Source organism: Streptomyces sp. NPDC055099, assembly GCF_053607685.1.
This window is the reverse complement of record NZ_JBSGUA010000002.1, coordinates 537,473-552,569: the sequence shown is the minus strand read 5'-3', so window position 1 is coordinate 552,569 and position 15,097 is coordinate 537,473. Positions and strand designations below refer to the sequence as shown.

The window sequence follows — 15,097 nt, the reverse complement described above, 5'->3', positions numbered from 1 at the left end:
GTCAGGCCAGCGCGGTGATCTTTTTCATGGGCTGAGAACGACCAAGTGCTCTCGGTGTCACGGCCGGACAGATCCGGCTGGACGGTGCTCTACTCCGGTCGGCGGACGAGAAAGACGAGTTCCTTGCCGGGGCGGTCCGGGGCCTCGCGGATCTCGTCCACCGCGTAGCCGTGCGCGGTGAGCGAGGTGACCACCTCGTCGCGCTCCCGGAAGCGCAGGGTGGAGTCGGAGGTGAGCGTTTCGCCCGTCGCGGTCAGGACGACGGTGCCGCGGAAGCTCACCAGCGGCAGGCTGACGTCGGTGACGTCCACCCACGTCTCGACGTCGCCGACGCCGTCGACGGTGACCGTGCGCAGGGTCGCGGCGCGGTTCCATTCCTCCCATGCCCGCCGGGCCGGGTCGCGGGTCTCGAAGACGAGGTGGCCGCCGGGCCGCAGTGCGGCGTGGACGGCACGCAGGGTGTCCTCCCACGTCTGCGGGTCCACGATCGCCTGCGCGACGTTGGCGGTCATGGTGGCGAGGTCCACCTGCAGCTCGGGGAGCGCCGTCGCGTCGCCGTGGACCCATCGCACGCGCTCGCTGCCGGGCTTGGAGCGCGCCACGTCGAGGGAGGCCGCGGCCGGATCGACGCCGGTCACCCGCATCCCGCGGTCGGCCAGGAGCAGCGCGAACGTACCCGTTCCGCACCCCACGTCCAGGACCTGACGTGCCTTCAGTTCCGTTGCGAGGTCGGCGTACACATCCAGGTCGCCGCGGTCCGCGTCGAGCGGATCGTAGAGCGCCGCCAGCCTGGGGTTGTCGAACGCCTCGTCCGCCATGCTCGGCACGCTATCAACGGGAGCGGCGGTGGAAGCATTTGTTTTGCTGCTTTCACCGCCGCTCCTCATGCGATCTGCCTGTCTATCGCTTGACGGTCAACTCCTGGATGCCCGCGGGCTTTTTCGCGTCCTTGGACGTGAACGTCACGCGGACATAGCGGGCCGTGCCCCCGTCCGGGTCGGCGGTCTTCCAGTGCCGCCCGTCGATCGAGGTCCGCACCGTCTTCTTGACCGGCTTCACGTCGGTCCAGCGCGGGCTGATCTTCGAGAACCGGGCGGGCTTTCCGAGGTCCGCGGTGAGGGTGGCGCGGGTGGTCTCGGGGACCCAGGCGGTGGCGGTGCTGCCGTCGAGCGCGGCGTCCGCGTACTGGCCCGGCTGCTCCGAACTCGCCCGCGCGTCACGGCACCTGGCGAGGTTGTCGGTGGGCTCCAGATCCGGGCGGCGGGTCTTGAGGTGCGCGGGCGCGCCTTGGCTGACGATCTGCTTGCCCTGCGGCGTCTCGATCTCGAAGGGCTCTCCGTGGGTGAGGCGCACGGTGGTGTCATGGGCGCCGATGGAGATGTCGTACGTACGGCCCTGCCAGTGCAGGCCGTTCAGCTTCACGCCCTGGGAGAGCTGCGGCGGCAGCATCGGGTCGAGGTGCACGCTGTTCTCGCGCATCCGCTGTCCGGTCAGGCCGTTGGTGAAGACCTGGAGGAAGCCGCCCTGGCCGGTCGTGAAGTTCTGCGCGGGGGAGCCGGAGAGCGGGTCGGAGGCCCCCGCCTTCTCGCCGCGCGCCTCCGAGAACAGGTCGAACGGGCCGCGCACGAAGGGTCGGATGGAGCGCGTCAGGTAGGTGTACGCGGAGCAGCCGGGCTCGCCGATGGCGGCGGCGTCGATGGCGTGCACCGAGTCGGTCATGGCGGGGCCGTCGGGGTCGGTGCGGGCCGCGTAGTAGTCGAGGGTGTTCGTGGCGGCCTTCTTCGACATCGGCCACTCCAGCGGGTACATCAGGAGCACGGTGTCCGCCTGCTTGATCACCGAGCCCTTGTAGCCGTCGTACTGCTGGAAGACCTGCTTCTTCTCGTCGTAGGGGATGCGCAGCTTGTCGGCGACGGTGTGCCAGCCCGCCGGGGCGTCCTTGCCGAGCAGCTTCGCCGCGCGGGTGGCGGTGCGCAGGGTGGTGGCGGCGCCGGCGTTGGTGAAGACGCCGTCGTCGACTCCGTTGCTGTACTCGTCGGGGCCCGCGACATCCTTGATGGAGTAGCTGCCGTCGGCGTTGCGCGTGGCGCGGTCGGCCCAGAACTCGGCGATGCCCTTGATCACGGGCCAGCCGCGGGTGCGCAGCCAGTGGGTGTCCTTGGTCGCGAGGTAGTACTGCCAGGCCGCCAGGGCGACATCGCTCTGCAGGTGGTTCTGGGTGCGGCAGTGCGGCGGGTCCACGCTGTGGCACTCGGCCTTGAGGTCGCCCTTGCTCGCGCTGGTCCAGGGGTAGAAGAGGCCGGGGTGGCCGAGCTTCTGCGCGTTGGCGCGGGCGGCGTCGCGGGTGCGGTAGCGGTACTCCACCACGGACTTGGCGAGGTCGGGGTGGGCGGCGAGCAGGGCCGGGTACATCCAGGTCTCCGCGTCCCAGAAGACGAGGCCGGCGTAGTTGTCACTACTCAGGCCGGTGGGGGAGATGCTGTTGGCCGAGCCGGTGCGGGAACTGGAGAGCAGGCCGTACTGGGCGGACCGCACCCACGACTGGAGCTCGCCCCGGCCGGGCACCTCGATGTCGCTGCGCCACAGCTCGCGCCAGGCGGCGGTGTGTCCGGCGAACAGCGCGTCCCAGCCACGTGAGGCGGCGCGCTGCGAGGCCACCACGGCGTCGCGCTTGGGGGAGCGGGAGGTCAGTGCGGTGTCGACGCCGACGTACTTGGTCAGCTCGTAGGTCCGGCCGGAGCGGACCGGCATGCCGACGGACTGATGCGCGCTCAACTTGCGTGCTGGAGCCGAGGTTTGTTCATTTCCTGTACGCACGCCGTGCCCCGCGCGGAGTGTCGACGCGACGGTCCCGTCGGTCTTCGTGCCGTCCGTGCGGAACCCCACGGACATGGTCCCCCCGGAGCGTGCGCCGCTTCCGGTGGCGGAAACGCGCCTCGCGCCGCGTCCGTCGATGCGGTCGGTGACCTTCGCCTCGCCGTCCCAGTGCGGGGTCATGCGCAGGCGTACGGCGCCGACGTGGGGGTTGGCGCGGTCCGCGAGGACGTCGTAGACGAGGTCGGTGGCCCGGCCGTCGGCGGCCGTCCAGGTGAGCTCGGTGCGCACCAGGCCGCGGCGCAGGTCCAGGCTCTGCCGGTAGTGCGAGATCCGGGCGGCCGGGGTGGCGGAGGTGAACGTCTCGGAGCCGGATCCGCCGGTGGACACCGTGAGCGGGCTCCAGGTGGGGATGGCCGCCGCGACCTCGCGGTTCTCGGTGGTGTCCTTGTTGTGCGCGTAGAGCCCGGAGACGAAGGAACCGTCGTATCGGCGGCTGAACAGCGGCCATCCGGTCTTGGCCTCGGACGCGGTGTAGCCCGAGCCGTTGGGTGCGACGCGCTGGCCGAGATAGCCGTTTCCGACGAAGGCGTGGTGTGTGTCCTTGGGATCGATGCGGTGGGACGTCAGTGTCCAGCCGTCGTCGTGCGAGGACGTGGGTGTCGCGGCCTCGTCGTTTCTCGGGGACGCGATGTCGGCCGCCGCGGTGGGGGGAACGGCCGCGGCGAGCACACTCACGAGGAGGGGTGCGATGAACCGGGCCGTGCGGGGGAGGGACCTCATTGTGCTCCGTTGCGGGATCGCCGGGCAAGGTCAGGCGACCATAAAGATGTGAACGGTCCGCGTCAATGAATCGCGCGATGTGTTGAAGAATCAAACGAACCCGCGAGTAGACCCTGCCCCGTAAGCAGCCCCTGGCTCGTGCTTAGGCCCTGCCCCGTCAGGAGTGCTGCCCTGCCGTCAGGCCCTACTCCTTGGTGCCGCGCGCCCAGAGTGAGCGCACATGCCCGAGATGCCGGGCCATGCACTGTTCGGCCCCTTCGGCGTCGCCGGCCACCATCAGGTCCAGGAGTTCGATGTGCTCCTGCGCGGAGGGGATCAGACGGCCGCGTTCGTCCAGCGCCGTGAGGCCGTAGAGCCGGGAGCGCTTGCGCAGGTCGCCGACGGTCTCGACGAGCCGGTCGTTGCCGCCGAGCGCGAGCAGGGAGAGGTGGAACCGCCGGTCGGCCTCCAGGTAGCCGATGAGGTCGTGGTCGCGGGCGGCGCGCACGATCTCCTCTGCCACGGGGCGCAGCTCCTCCAGGTCGGCGCGTGAGGCGGACCGGGTGATGCGGCCGATCACCGGGACCTCGATGAGGGTGCGGATCTCGGTGTACTGGTCGAGATCGCGCTCATTGACCTCGGTGACGCGAAAGCCCTTGTTGCGGACCGGTTCCACCAGGCCCTCGCTGGCCAGGTCGAGCATCGCCTCGCGTACCGGCGTCGCGGAGATCCCGAAGTCCTCGGCGAGCACGGGCGCCGAGTAGACCTGGCCGGGCCGCAGTTCACCGGATATCAGCGCGGCCCGCAGATGGTGGGCGACCTGATCGCGCAGCCGCTCCCGGGGAGTGACGAGGGTGCGCTGTGTGAGGTGACCCATGGTGGTGATCCCTTCGTGACCCCGCAGGTCGTGGCCCGCGCGCCCGCCCCGAGTGGCTCACCAGCGTACAAGGTCACCTACCTCTCGCCCTGAGATCCGATGCACGTCGTGCACACCCATACTCGGCGTGAACGCGGCGCAGGAGTAGGGGAGTTGCGGCACAGGGGGGCGTGAGACGCCGGGCGCCTGAGGGGTTGTCAGTGCCATTTCACATTACTACGTTACGCATCACATGGCGCGCCCCGCATGCTTCAACTGGCCCTGACCGCACGGTGATCGGGGCCGGGCGTGACCCCGCGTCGTGCGCACGCACCGCTTGCCCCACCTCCCACACATCAGGAGCCTGTCGTGCACCAGCCCCGTACCCTGCGCAGATCCGTGGCCGCCGCGGCGATATCCGTGGCCTTATGTGCCACAGCCGCACCGGCCGCCCATGCCGGCGCCCCCGAGCCCGCCCCGCGTGCGGCCGCTCCCGCGACCGCGGCGCCCGCACCCGAGAAGCCGCGCCCGTCCGACCACGTCGACCGCCGCGCCAAGGCCCCGAAGTCCCCCACCTGGAAGCTCCCCGCCCCCGGCGGACTCACCGACGGGCGCGTCCCCGGCCCGCGTACGGACAAGCCGAAAGCCACGGCCGATGTGCCCCGCGCCACCGTCGGCACGATGTCGGTGCCGTGCACGCTCGACGGCGTCACCGGCCTGACGCCCGCCCAGTTCGTCGACTTCCTCGCCGATCCGGCGGTCACCGCCGACGGTTGTCTGCGCGGACTCGTCTGGACCTGGGACCGGCGCCTCGCCCCGGTCATGTCGGGCGCGCACATCCAGGCCGTGGCCCAGCGCGCCACCCAGCTCGCCGCGACCCACGACGGCACCAACGCCGGCCACCTCCTGGAGATGTTCACCTATCTGCACGCCGTCTCCTACCAGGGTTTCTCGCACGACGAGGTCGACATCACCGACCCGGCGACCCTGGCCGCCATGCGACGCGCCGTGGACGCCTTCGGGACGGCTCCCCACGCCTTCGACGTCACCCGTTCCAACGCCGAGACACTCCGCGAGGCGCTCACGGCGGCCAGTGCCGCGGGGCTGCGGCAGCATCAACTCCCGCTCGTCAAAAGGGTCCTGGCGACGATGGACGCCGCCCATCCCGACACCGCGCAGGACACCGCCTGGGCCGGCGCGGCCCTCTCCGCGCTCACCCTGAACTACCTCGGCGTCTACCCCGGCAACCAGGACACCGCCTTCCGCGCCGCGGTGACCGCCGACCCCTCCTACCGCGCCGCCTTCAAGGCGTTCGCCGGGCACACCCATCTCAAGGGCAGGCCCAACGCCTGGGTGGTGCGCGACGCGGTGAGCGAGTACGGCAGGTTCGGTCAGATCGACGCCCTGCGCGCCGAGACCGTCGCCGGGCTCGGCCCGCTCCTGGACACCACCGCCCGCAACTTCGGTGACGGCAGCGCCCCGTGGGCGAAGGTCGTCACCTGGCTGATCGCGTTCGAGGCCTGCGAGTCGTACAAGGTGTGCAGGGGCGACATCGAGCGCCGCCTCTTCCCGCAGACCTACGTGTACGACACGGGTGGCATGAAGGTGCGCACCGCCCTCGACCGGGACACCGTCGACCAGCTCTACTACGCGAGCAAGCAGGTCAAGGCCCAGTTCCACCGCGTCCTCGGCACCCAGGAGCCGCTCAAGGGCGACCCCAACACCGCCCTGACCACGGTCCTTTACGCCTCCCGCGCCGACTACGAGAACTTCCACCCGCTGCTGACCGGCATGGGCACCGACAACGGCGGCGTCTACATCGAGCGGGGCGCGACCTTCTACACCTACCAGCGGCGCGTCCCCCAGGACTCCTCGCTGACGCTGGAGGAGCTGTTCCGCCACGAGTACACCCACTACCTCAACGGCCGCTGGGCCGTGCCCGGCTTCTTCGGCGAGGGGCCGTGGTACGAGAAGGACCGGACCACCGCGATGGACGAGGGCACGGCGGAGTTCTTCGACGGCGCCACCCGCGACGACGGCATCAAGGTCCGCAAGTCCCTGATCCAGGGCATCATCGACGACACCGCGGGCGGCGGGCCGCGCATGACCGTGAACCAGCTGCTGCACGCCACCTACGACGGGGACGGCTTCCGCTTCTACGACTACGCGGGCGCGTTCTTCGAGTTCCTGTGGACCGAACGCCCGGCGCTGATCAAGGAGATGTACCGCCACCTGCGCGCCGACAACCCGAGCGCGTTCGACGCCTGGCGCGACCGCCTGGGCCGTGACGCGGGGCTGCAGAGCGCCTACGACGCCTTCCTCGACAAGCAGATCGCGCACGTCGACGACCTGTTCGTCCCCGACACCACCTACGTCCCCGTCGACCGGCTGCGGGACAGCACGGCCGGCCAGGTCCGCTCCTCGTTCATCGCCACGACCGGCATCACGCCCGACTGTCGCTCCACCAAGGCGTCGGCCCGCCCGCGGTTCGTGTGCACCGGCCGGATCACCGCCAACCTCGGCGACGCGGCCGACCCCGACCTCGTCTTCAAGGACATGTCCGAGACCGTGGACGCCTTCATCCTCGACCGCGCCGCGGGCGGCGACAACAACCTCACCGACATGAACTGCGCCTTCGGCGAGGTGGACATCTGGACCAACGGCCGCGCGGGAACGTCCTCCTACACCTGCGAGGGCCCCCTGCGGGGCTGACTCCCCGAAAGTCAAAGGCTGTACGACACCGGTGATTTCACCGATGTCGACACCCTGTCAGCAGCGCCACGGTGGGGACCGCCAACGAACACGGCGGTCTCCACCGGGGTGTACCTCCCTCTCCCGGGTGGCTCCGCCACGACCGAGAGGACCCCTCCGTGCGCCTGCACGTCTTCTCCCGCCCTGTGGTGCGGGCCTGTCTGGCCGCCGCGGTCGCCACCGCGGGACTCCTCGGCACCGGCCTCGCGCCCGGCGCCCAAGCCGCCGCCGACAACCCGTACGAGCGTGGCCCGGCCCCCACCGAATCCAGCATCGAGGCCTCGCGCGGCTCGTACTCCGTGTCGCAGACCAGCGTCTCCTCGCTGAGCGTGTCCGGCTTCGGCGGTGGCACCATCTACTACCCGACGTCCACCGCCGACGGCACCTTCGGCGCGGTCGTCATCTCCCCGGGCTTCACCGCCTACCAGTCGAGCATCTCCTGGCTCGGGCCGCGGCTCGCCTCCCAGGGCTTCGTGGTCTTCACCATCGACACCAACACGACGCTCGACCAGCCCGACAGCCGAGGACGCCAACTCCTGGCCGCCCTTGACTACTTGACGAAGAGCAGCTCGGTACGGGGTCGCGTCGACGCCTCCCGGCTCGGCGTGATGGGGCACTCGATGGGCGGTGGCGGCACCCTGGAGGCCGCCAAGAGCCGTACCTCGCTGAAGGCGGCGATCCCGCTGACCGGCTGGAACACCGACAAGACCTGGCCCGAGCTGCGCACGCCCACGCTCGTCGTGGGCGCCGACGGCGACACCGTCGCCCCCGTGTCCTCCCACTCTGAGCCGTTCTACGAGTCGCTGCCCAGCACCCTGGACAAGGCGTATCTGGAGCTCAACGGCGCTTCCCACTTCACGCCGAACTCGTCCAACACGACGATCGCGAAGTACAGCCTCTCTTGGCTGAAGCGGTTCATCGACAACGACACCCGCTACGAGCAGTTCCTCTGCCCGCTGCCGAGGCCGAGCCTGACGATCGAGGAGTACCGGGGCAACTGCCCGCACGCCTCCTGATCCTGATGACCCGTCATGGGGGCCCGTCGTCCGTCGCCGGTCAGCCGGCGGCGGACGACGTGTGTCGTGTCCGGCAAGCTGGATTGTGCTCGTGCACACCCACGGGCGGCAGCCGCTGGTGGCGTGCCCAAAGCGCCGGACGCAGGGCTTCCGGACCGTGTTACGCGGAAGTAACGTGCCCGCGTGACCCTTTCGACGACCGAACCCGGCGTACTCAGGGCCCCCGAGCTGCACGGCCGCCGTGCGGAAGTCGCCGCGGTGGAAGCCCTGGTGGGGCGCCTGCGGACCGGCCGGGGCGGGGTGCTGGCCCTGACCGCGCTGCCCGGCCTCGGCCGTACGGCGCTGGTGGAGCACGCGCGGGCGGTCTGCGTCCCGGTCCCCTCAATTCAGCCGGCCACCCCGGCAGTACTACCGCTCGAGCGGGAGGGCCCGCTCCTCGTGTGCGTCGACGACGCGCACACCTGGCACCCCGCGGACAGGGCCGCCCTCCTGTCCGACCTGCGACGCCTGCCCGCCGAGAGACCCATGGCGGTCCTGCTCACCGTGGCCGAACACCACGCCATGGCAGGGGAGTTGTATGGTCTCGCGACCCTGCGTCTCGGACCCCTCGACGACAGCGCGGCCGCCGCCCTGCTCGACCGGCTGACCCGTGGCGCGGCCGACCCGGTCGTCGGAGCCTGGCTGGTCCGCGAGGCGGCGGGCAATCCGCGCCTGCTCTCCGCGTTCGTCGCGGCCCTCGCCCCCGACCAACTGGCGGGCCGCACCCCGCTGCCCGATCCGCTGCCCGGCGGGGAGGACGTACTCCACGACTACGCCGCCCGCGTCGACGATCTGCCCGGTGAGACCCGCACCCTGCTGCTGCTCGCCGCGGCGGCCGGGGAGCATGAACCCGAGGGCGCGGGCGCGGACCTCGCCCTGCTGCTGCGGGCCGGCGGCGACCCCGCGGGACTGGCGCTCGCCGAAGCCGCCGGAGCGGTCGTCGGAGCGGGCGGGCGCATCCACTTCACCCATCCCCTCCTGCGCAGGGCCGTGCTGCACCGCGCCCCGCTCGCCCGGCGCAGGGCCGCCCACGCGCGCCTCGCCACGGCCTGCCGCGACCGCCTGTCCGGCCTGGTGCAACTCGCCTGCGCCGCCGAGGACCACGACGCGCGGCTCGCCGGGGCCCTCGCCGCCGCGGCGAGCGCACCACGCCCGCACGCCGAGCGATCCGCCGCCCTGGCCCGGGCCGCGGCCCTCACCGCCGACACGGCGCTGCGCACCGACCGGCTCGCCGAGGCGGCGGAAGCGGCCCGGCAGGCAGGCGACCCCGTGCGGGCCCGTGCCCTGCTCGCCCGCACCGCCGGCGCTCCCGCCCACGGCGGCGTCCACCAGGTGCGCGGCCTGCTGTCCCTCGCCGACGGTCCCGCCGCCGACGCCAGGGAGGACCTGCTCACCGCGGCCGTGCTGCTCCCGCCCGAACCGGCCCGCCACGCGCTGATCGGCGCGGCGGAGGCGGCCTGGGCGATGGGCGACGCCGCCGCCTACAAGGAGGCGATGGCGCGCGTGCCCGTGTGCGCGGACGATCCTTTGCTGGAGGCGTACCGCGGCGGGATGTGCGCGGTCCTCTCGGGCCGCGTCGCCGAAGGCCACGCCCTGCTGCGCCGCTGCCTGGACGAACTGCCCGGCACGGACGAGCCCGCCGGACTGCTGCGCGCCGGGGCCGCGGCGCTGGTCGTCGGCGAGGTCGAGACCGCCTGCGGGGCGGGCGCCCGAGCGCTGGCCGCCGTACGCGCCTACGGTCCCGAGGTCCTGTTGCCGCGCGCCCTGGAACACCTGGCGTACGGGGAACTGCGCGGGGGCCGCCACACCACGGCCCGTGCGCACGCCCTCGAAGGACTCAGGGCCGCGCACCGCACCGGGCAGCCCAACATCGCGGCCTGTCTGCACGCCGTCCTCGCGCTCGCCGCGTCCGTGGAGGGCGACGCGGAGGCATGCGCGGGGCACGCGCAGGCCGCGGCGGCGGGCGCGGGCCCGCACGGTCTCAACCAGGCCGCCACCCTCGCCGTCTGGGCCGTCGCCCGGGCGGATCTCGCGGCGGGGCGACCGGGCGACGCAGCCGCGCGCCTCGCCCCCCTGGTCGCCCCGGGCCCGCGGCGCGGGCACTTCGCCGTGCGGATGCTGGCCGTCCCGTGCTTCGTGGAAGCGGCCGTCCAGGCAGGGCGCACGGCAGAGGCCCGCAGCGCCACCGCCGAGTTCACCCGCTGGACCGAGGCCACCGCCGACCGGCTCGCCCCGGCCCAACTCGCGCGCTGCCGTGCTCTGCTGGCCCCGCCGCAGCAGACGGCTGCCGCGTACGAGAGCGCGCTCGCGCACCACGACCGCTCACCCGGCGAGTTCGAACGTGCCCGTACGCAGCTGCTGTTCGGCCAGTGGCTGCGCCGCAGGCGCCGTACCCGCGAGGCGCGCGGCCCGCTGCGCGACGCGCTGGTCGGCTTCGAGCGGTGCGGGGCACGCGCGTGGGCGGACCGCAGCCGCGGTGAACTCCGCGCCGCGGGCGAGGCGGTGGCCGGGGACCCAGGCCCGGGACCGCTGGCGGCGCTCACCCCGCAGCAGCAGCGCATCGCCCGTCATGTGGCGGAGGGCGCCACCAACCGTGAGGTGGCCGTGCGCCTGTCCGTGAGCCACCGCACTGTCGACCACCACCTGCGCAATGTGTTCTCCGCGCTGGGCGTACGTTCGCGGGTCGAGCTGTCCCGGCTCCTCGCCGGCGACGGACGGTTGCCGGACCGTGATGAGGAGATTGCCGCCAACCTCTAGGTACCGACCGGGCGGTATGCCATTCTTCGGGCGTCAAGAAGATCCGGCAGTGCGCACACTTCCCGTGGAGGCCTCATGCCACACGTCCTGCGGTCACGGGTCGGGCCCCTGCACGAAGTGCCCGCCATCACCCCGCTCGCACCGGGCGCCCGCTCCCTGCTCGACGCCGAGGCCGTCGCCGTACTGCACCGTGCGGCCCGCGCCCTGCTGAGGGACCTGCCCACGATGACCGACCGGCTCGTGGCGGAGCTGCGCGAACAGGAGCCCGCCTACCGCGCGGACATCGAGGCCCGCCCCACCGAGGTGTGGAAGGAGGTGCACCGCTCGCTGCGGTACAGCGTCACCTCGCTCCTCCAGCCGGGCGAGACCAGGGAGGCCGCCCACCGCACGTCCATCCAGATCGCCGGGGTACGCGCCGAACGGGGCCTGCCGCTCGACGCGCTGCTGCACGCCTTCCGGCTCGGCGGCGCGATGGTGTGGCAGGGCCTGGTCGAGGAGGTCTCGCGCGGCAACCCCGAGGACATGGGGCTGCTCATCCATGTCGCCACGGACGTCTGGAACTTCGTCGACGAGCACTGCGGTGTGGTCGCCGACGCCTACCGCCGCACCGAACGCCGCATGGCCTGGCGGCACGAGAACCGCCTGCGGCTGCTGACCGCGAGCCTCCTGGACGGCAGCGCCCGCCTCACCGACCTGCCCACCGCCGCCGACGTCCTCGGACTGCCCGAGGACGGGTGGTACGCCGTGATCGCCGTGGCCGGAGAAGACACCAGCCTCGCCCTGCCGCCGGGCACGCGCACACTGCGCCACTGTGGCCCCGACGCCCAGTACGCCCTGGTCCTGCTCGGTGACGCCGAGGGCGACCCGGCGGGCGAACTCTCCGCGCTCGGCGCCGGTCTCGCCCTGCCGCCCGGGGCCCGCGCCGGCATCGGCTCACCCGTGGAGGGACTGGCCGCCGTCCCGCACGCGCGCCGCCTGGCCGACACTGCGCTGCGGGCCTGCCCCCGCGGCGGCGGCACCGTACTCCTTGACGAACGCCTGCCGGACGCCCTGGTCGTCTCGTCGCCCGAACTCGCGGAGGCGCTGGCCGAGCGCGTCCTCGGCCCGCTGCGCTCCCTCGACCCCGCCGACCGGGACCTGCTCCTGGACACGCTCGTCGTCTGGCTGGAGGCCGACGGCTCCGCGCAACGTGCGGGCACCCGCCTCTACTGCCACCGCAACACCGTCCTCAACCGGCTGCGCCGCGTCGAGCAGCTCACCGGCCGCAGCCTCACCCGCGTCGGTGACCTCGTGGAGATCTCCCTCGCCCTGGGGGCCCGCAGGCTGCTCGGGGGATGAACGCGAGACAAAGGTGGGGCGGCAAGGGAATCCCTTGCCGCCCCACCGCTGCTGCGTACCGCCGGGATCAGACCACCGGCACCGGGTACGTCGGGTACTCCACGCCGGAGACGTGCTGGACGACGCGGATGACCTGGCACGAGTAGCCGAACTCGTTGTCGTACCAGAGGTAGAGGATCGCGTTGTCGCCGTCGACCTTGGTGGCGCCCGCGTCGACGATCGAGGCGTGCCGCGAGCCGACGAAGTCCATGGAGACGGCGTCGGGAGCGGTCGTGAAGTCGATCTGGCGCTTCAGCGGCGAGTGCAGCGAGACGTCGCGCAGGTGCTCAAGGACCTCCTCGCGAGTGGTCTCGCGGCCCAGGCGCAGGCTCAGGATGGCGATCGAGACGTCCGGGACGGGGACGCGGATCGAGCTGCCGGTGATGGGCGCCTTGAGGTCGGGCAGCGCCTTGGCGACGGCGGAGGCGGCGCCGGTCTCGGTGATGACCATGTTCAGCGGCGCGGAGCGGCCGCGGCGGTCGGCCTTGTGGTAGTTGTCCAGGAGGTTCTGGTCGTTGGTGAACGAGTGGACGGTCTCCACGTGGCCGCGCAGCACGCCGTACTCGTCGTCCATCGCCTTGAGCGGCGGGACGATGGCGTTGGTGGTGCAGGAGGCGCAGGACAGGATCTGCTCGTCCGGCTTGATCGTGTCGTGGTTGACGCCGTGCACGATGTTCGGGACGTCGCCCTTGCCCGGCGCGGTCAGGACGACCTTGTCGATACCGGGGCGCAGGTGCTTGGAGAGCCCCTCGCGGTCGCGCCACTTGCCGGTGTTGTCGATGAGGATGGCGTCCTTGATGCCGTACGCCGTGTAGTCGACCTCGGAGGGGTCGTTGGCGTAGATCACCTTGATCTCGTTGCCGTTGGCGACGATCGTGCTGGTCGCCTCGTCGACGGTGATCGTGCCCTGGAACTGGCCGTGGATGGAGTCACGGCGCAGCAGCGAGGCGCGCTTGACGATGTCCTGCTCACCGCCCTGGCGGACGACGACGGCGCGCAGGCGCAGGCCGTTGCCGGAACCGGCCTTCTCGATGAGCAGGCGGGCGACGAGGCGGCCGATGCGGCCGAAGCCGTAGAGGACGACGTCGCGTCCCTCGCGGCTCTCGATCTTGTTGGCGCCGGTGGCGCCGGCGACGGCCTCGGCGGTGAACTCCGCCACCGACAGACCGCGGTCATCGGTCCTGTAGGCCTCGGCGAGCAGGCCGACGTCGATCTGCGAAGGGCCGAGATCGAGAGTGGTGAGGGCCTGCAGGAAGGGCAGCGTCTCGGTGACGGAGAGCTCCGCACCGGCTATCTGTCGCGCGAATCGGTGGGTCTTGAGGAGGCTGACCACCGACTTGTTCACCAAGGAGCGGCTGTGGAGCAGGACGGTCACGTCCCGCTCGCGGTGCAGCTTCCCGATGATCGGGATCATCGACTCCGCGATCTCCTCGCGGTGCTTCCAATTGGTGAACGAGTCGTCATTGACAGTCACAGGAGTATCTTTCGAGCTAGGCGGCGCTCATATGCTAACCCGACGCCACTTTTGATCTTGCAATGGGTGCCGCCTGCCCGTGCTTCAGGGGAGATTCAGAGGGAAACGGCGACGGCGTTGAACGTCGTCGAGGGCTCCTGCGGGCTCGTGAAGCGGGCGTTGACCAGATAGAGGCGCTCGCCCCAGCGGGCCGCGGTGGTGGGGACGTCGAAGCGGGGATCGGTGATCGTGCGCCGCAGGGTGGCGGTGCCCGCCTCGGCGTCCAGGTGGAACACGCTGATCAGGTTCAGCCGGTTCTGTACGACGTACAGGGTGCGGCCGACGCGGAGGAGGCCGTCGCCGTTGACCACGTTGTCCGCGCCGATCAGCGCGATCTCGGTGGCGTGCCCGGTCCTGAGGTGTACGCGGTAGAGCTTCCCGGGCGAGCTGCTGACGACGATCAGGCCCCGGCCGTCCGGGGTGCCGACGATGCCGTTCGCGTTGATCACGTCCGGTGTCTGCACCCAGTCGCCGCCGAGCGGCAGCGCGCGCACCTTGCCCTTGCGGCCGCGTGGCACGCCGTAAAGCACGCTGTCGCGCGAGTCGGTGAACCAGGCGCGGTCGCCGAGCAGCGTGACGTCGTTGATGAAGTGGCCGGGGGCTTCGGTCAGCTGGTGGGTGGCCACGAGCTTGCGGGTGCGGGTGTCGAGGACCCGGGCGACGCCGGTGTTTCCGGCGATGTAGAGGAGGCCGTCGTCGTCCACCTTCAGGCCGACCGCGATCATGCCGGTCGCGCCCGCGTAGAAGACCTCGCCCCGGCCGGTGCGCAGGTCGGTGCGGTAAATGGCGCCGTTGGCGCGCGAGCCCATGTAGGCGTACGGCTGCTTTCTGCCGATGGCTATCCCCTCGGGCAGGAAGCCGTCGGGGAGCGGGAACTCGGTCGGCCATGTGGCGCCCTGAGGTGCGGGGCTCGCGACGGCCGTGCTGGCGCCGGTCGCCGCCGCGAGGGCGGCGAGGGTGGCGCCGCCGAGGACGGTGCGGCGGGACGGCTGGGAGTGGTTCCGGTGATCACGGGTCATGGTTCCGGGCCTCCGGGGGAAGAGCGGGGACAGGTGCCGGGAGCCTCAACTCGTGGGCGGGCCCGGCCAGTTGACAACGAGACGCCGCGCGCCGGAGTTCCCTCGTGCCCCGGGGACCTCTTCCTGTCCCGGCGGCTGGCGCGGTGCCGTGCAGGGCGGGTGGGAGACTCAAACCCTGCCTTCGCGACCCCAT

At 71.8% G+C, this 15,097-nt stretch carries 9 protein-coding genes; 4 read left to right on the top strand and 5 right to left on the bottom strand.

Translation table 11 applies throughout. From position 1 onward, the window contains the following. Positions 1 to 89: 89 nt before the first annotated feature. The 3 genes from ACWFRU_RS06905 to ACWFRU_RS06895 all read right to left on the bottom strand — a co-directional run bounded on the left by ACWFRU_RS06905 (position 90) and on the right by ACWFRU_RS06895 (position 4,453). Positions 90 to 818 (bottom strand): class I SAM-dependent methyltransferase, encoded by a 729-nt coding sequence (locus ACWFRU_RS06905; RefSeq protein ID WP_453685052.1) that lies wholly within the window; start codon positions 816 to 818, stop codon positions 90 to 92. Positions 819 to 900: 82 nt separating this feature from the next. Then, positions 901 to 3,597, bottom strand: a complete 2,697-nt coding sequence (locus ACWFRU_RS06900; RefSeq protein WP_453685051.1) for a discoidin domain-containing protein — start codon at positions 3,595 to 3,597, stop codon at positions 901 to 903. Positions 3,598 to 3,781: 184 nt separating this feature from the next. Further along, the gene (locus ACWFRU_RS06895) at positions 3,782 to 4,453 is read right to left on the bottom strand and encodes a GntR family transcriptional regulator (RefSeq protein ID WP_453685050.1); all 672 of its coding nucleotides are present in this window, start codon (positions 4,451 to 4,453) and stop codon (positions 3,782 to 3,784) included. A gap of 348 nt (positions 4,454 to 4,801) precedes the next feature. Here ACWFRU_RS06895 and ACWFRU_RS06890 point away from each other — a divergent pair, with 348 nt between their 5' ends. The 4 genes from ACWFRU_RS06890 to ACWFRU_RS06875 all read left to right on the top strand — a co-directional run bounded on the left by ACWFRU_RS06890 (position 4,802) and on the right by ACWFRU_RS06875 (position 12,333). Beyond that, entirely contained in the window at positions 4,802 to 7,144 is a 2,343-nt protein-coding gene (locus ACWFRU_RS06890; RefSeq protein WP_453685049.1) for a collagenase, read from the top strand. 158 nt (positions 7,145 to 7,302) lie between these two features. Further along, a complete protein-coding gene (bdeA, locus tag ACWFRU_RS06885; protein ID WP_453685048.1) occupies positions 7,303 to 8,199 on the top strand; it encodes a bis(hydroxyethyl) terephthalate hydrolase in 897 nt (298 codons plus the stop codon). 183 nt (positions 8,200 to 8,382) lie between these two features. Next, positions 8,383 to 10,995 carry a LuxR C-terminal-related transcriptional regulator gene (locus tag ACWFRU_RS06880; RefSeq protein ID WP_453685047.1) on the top strand — a complete coding sequence of 871 codons (2,613 nt, stop codon included), beginning with the start codon at positions 8,383 to 8,385 and terminating at the stop codon, positions 10,993 to 10,995. A 75-nt stretch (positions 10,996 to 11,070) separates the two neighbouring features. Then, the gene (locus ACWFRU_RS06875; protein WP_453685046.1) at positions 11,071 to 12,333 is read left to right on the top strand and encodes a PucR family transcriptional regulator; all 1,263 of its coding nucleotides are present in this window, start codon (positions 11,071 to 11,073) and stop codon (positions 12,331 to 12,333) included. Between the two features lie 67 nt (positions 12,334 to 12,400). Here the strand turns inward: ACWFRU_RS06875 and ACWFRU_RS06870 are convergent, their stop codons facing one another. After that, positions 12,401 to 13,846 carry a glyceraldehyde-3-phosphate dehydrogenase gene (locus ACWFRU_RS06870; protein WP_453685045.1) on the bottom strand — a complete coding sequence of 482 codons (1,446 nt, stop codon included), beginning with the start codon at positions 13,844 to 13,846 and terminating at the stop codon, positions 12,401 to 12,403. A 95-nt stretch (positions 13,847 to 13,941) separates the two neighbouring features. Continuing rightward, complete coding sequence (locus ACWFRU_RS06865; RefSeq protein WP_453685044.1) at positions 13,942 to 14,904, bottom strand: SMP-30/gluconolactonase/LRE family protein; 963 nt, start codon at positions 14,902 to 14,904, stop codon at positions 13,942 to 13,944. Between the last annotated feature and the right edge of the window lie 193 nt (positions 14,905 to 15,097).

What these genes read in the sequence shown, in the direction of transcription:
- ACWFRU_RS06905 (WP_453685052.1), bottom strand. Translation starts at nt 818, where the DNA reads ATGGCGGACGAGGCGTTCGACAACCCCAGGCTGGCGGCGCTCTACGAT.
- ACWFRU_RS06900 (WP_453685051.1), bottom strand. Translation starts at nt 3,597, where the DNA reads ATGAGGTCCCTCCCCCGCACGGCCCGGTTCATCGCACCCCTCCTCGTG.
- ACWFRU_RS06895 (WP_453685050.1), bottom strand. Translation starts at nt 4,453, where the DNA reads ATGGGTCACCTCACACAGCGCACCCTCGTCACTCCCCGGGAGCGGCTG.
- ACWFRU_RS06875 (WP_453685046.1), top strand. Translation starts at nt 11,071, where the DNA reads ATGCCACACGTCCTGCGGTCACGGGTCGGGCCCCTGCACGAAGTGCCC.
- ACWFRU_RS06865 (WP_453685044.1), bottom strand. Translation starts at nt 14,904, where the DNA reads ATGACCCGTGATCACCGGAACCACTCCCAGCCGTCCCGCCGCACCGTC.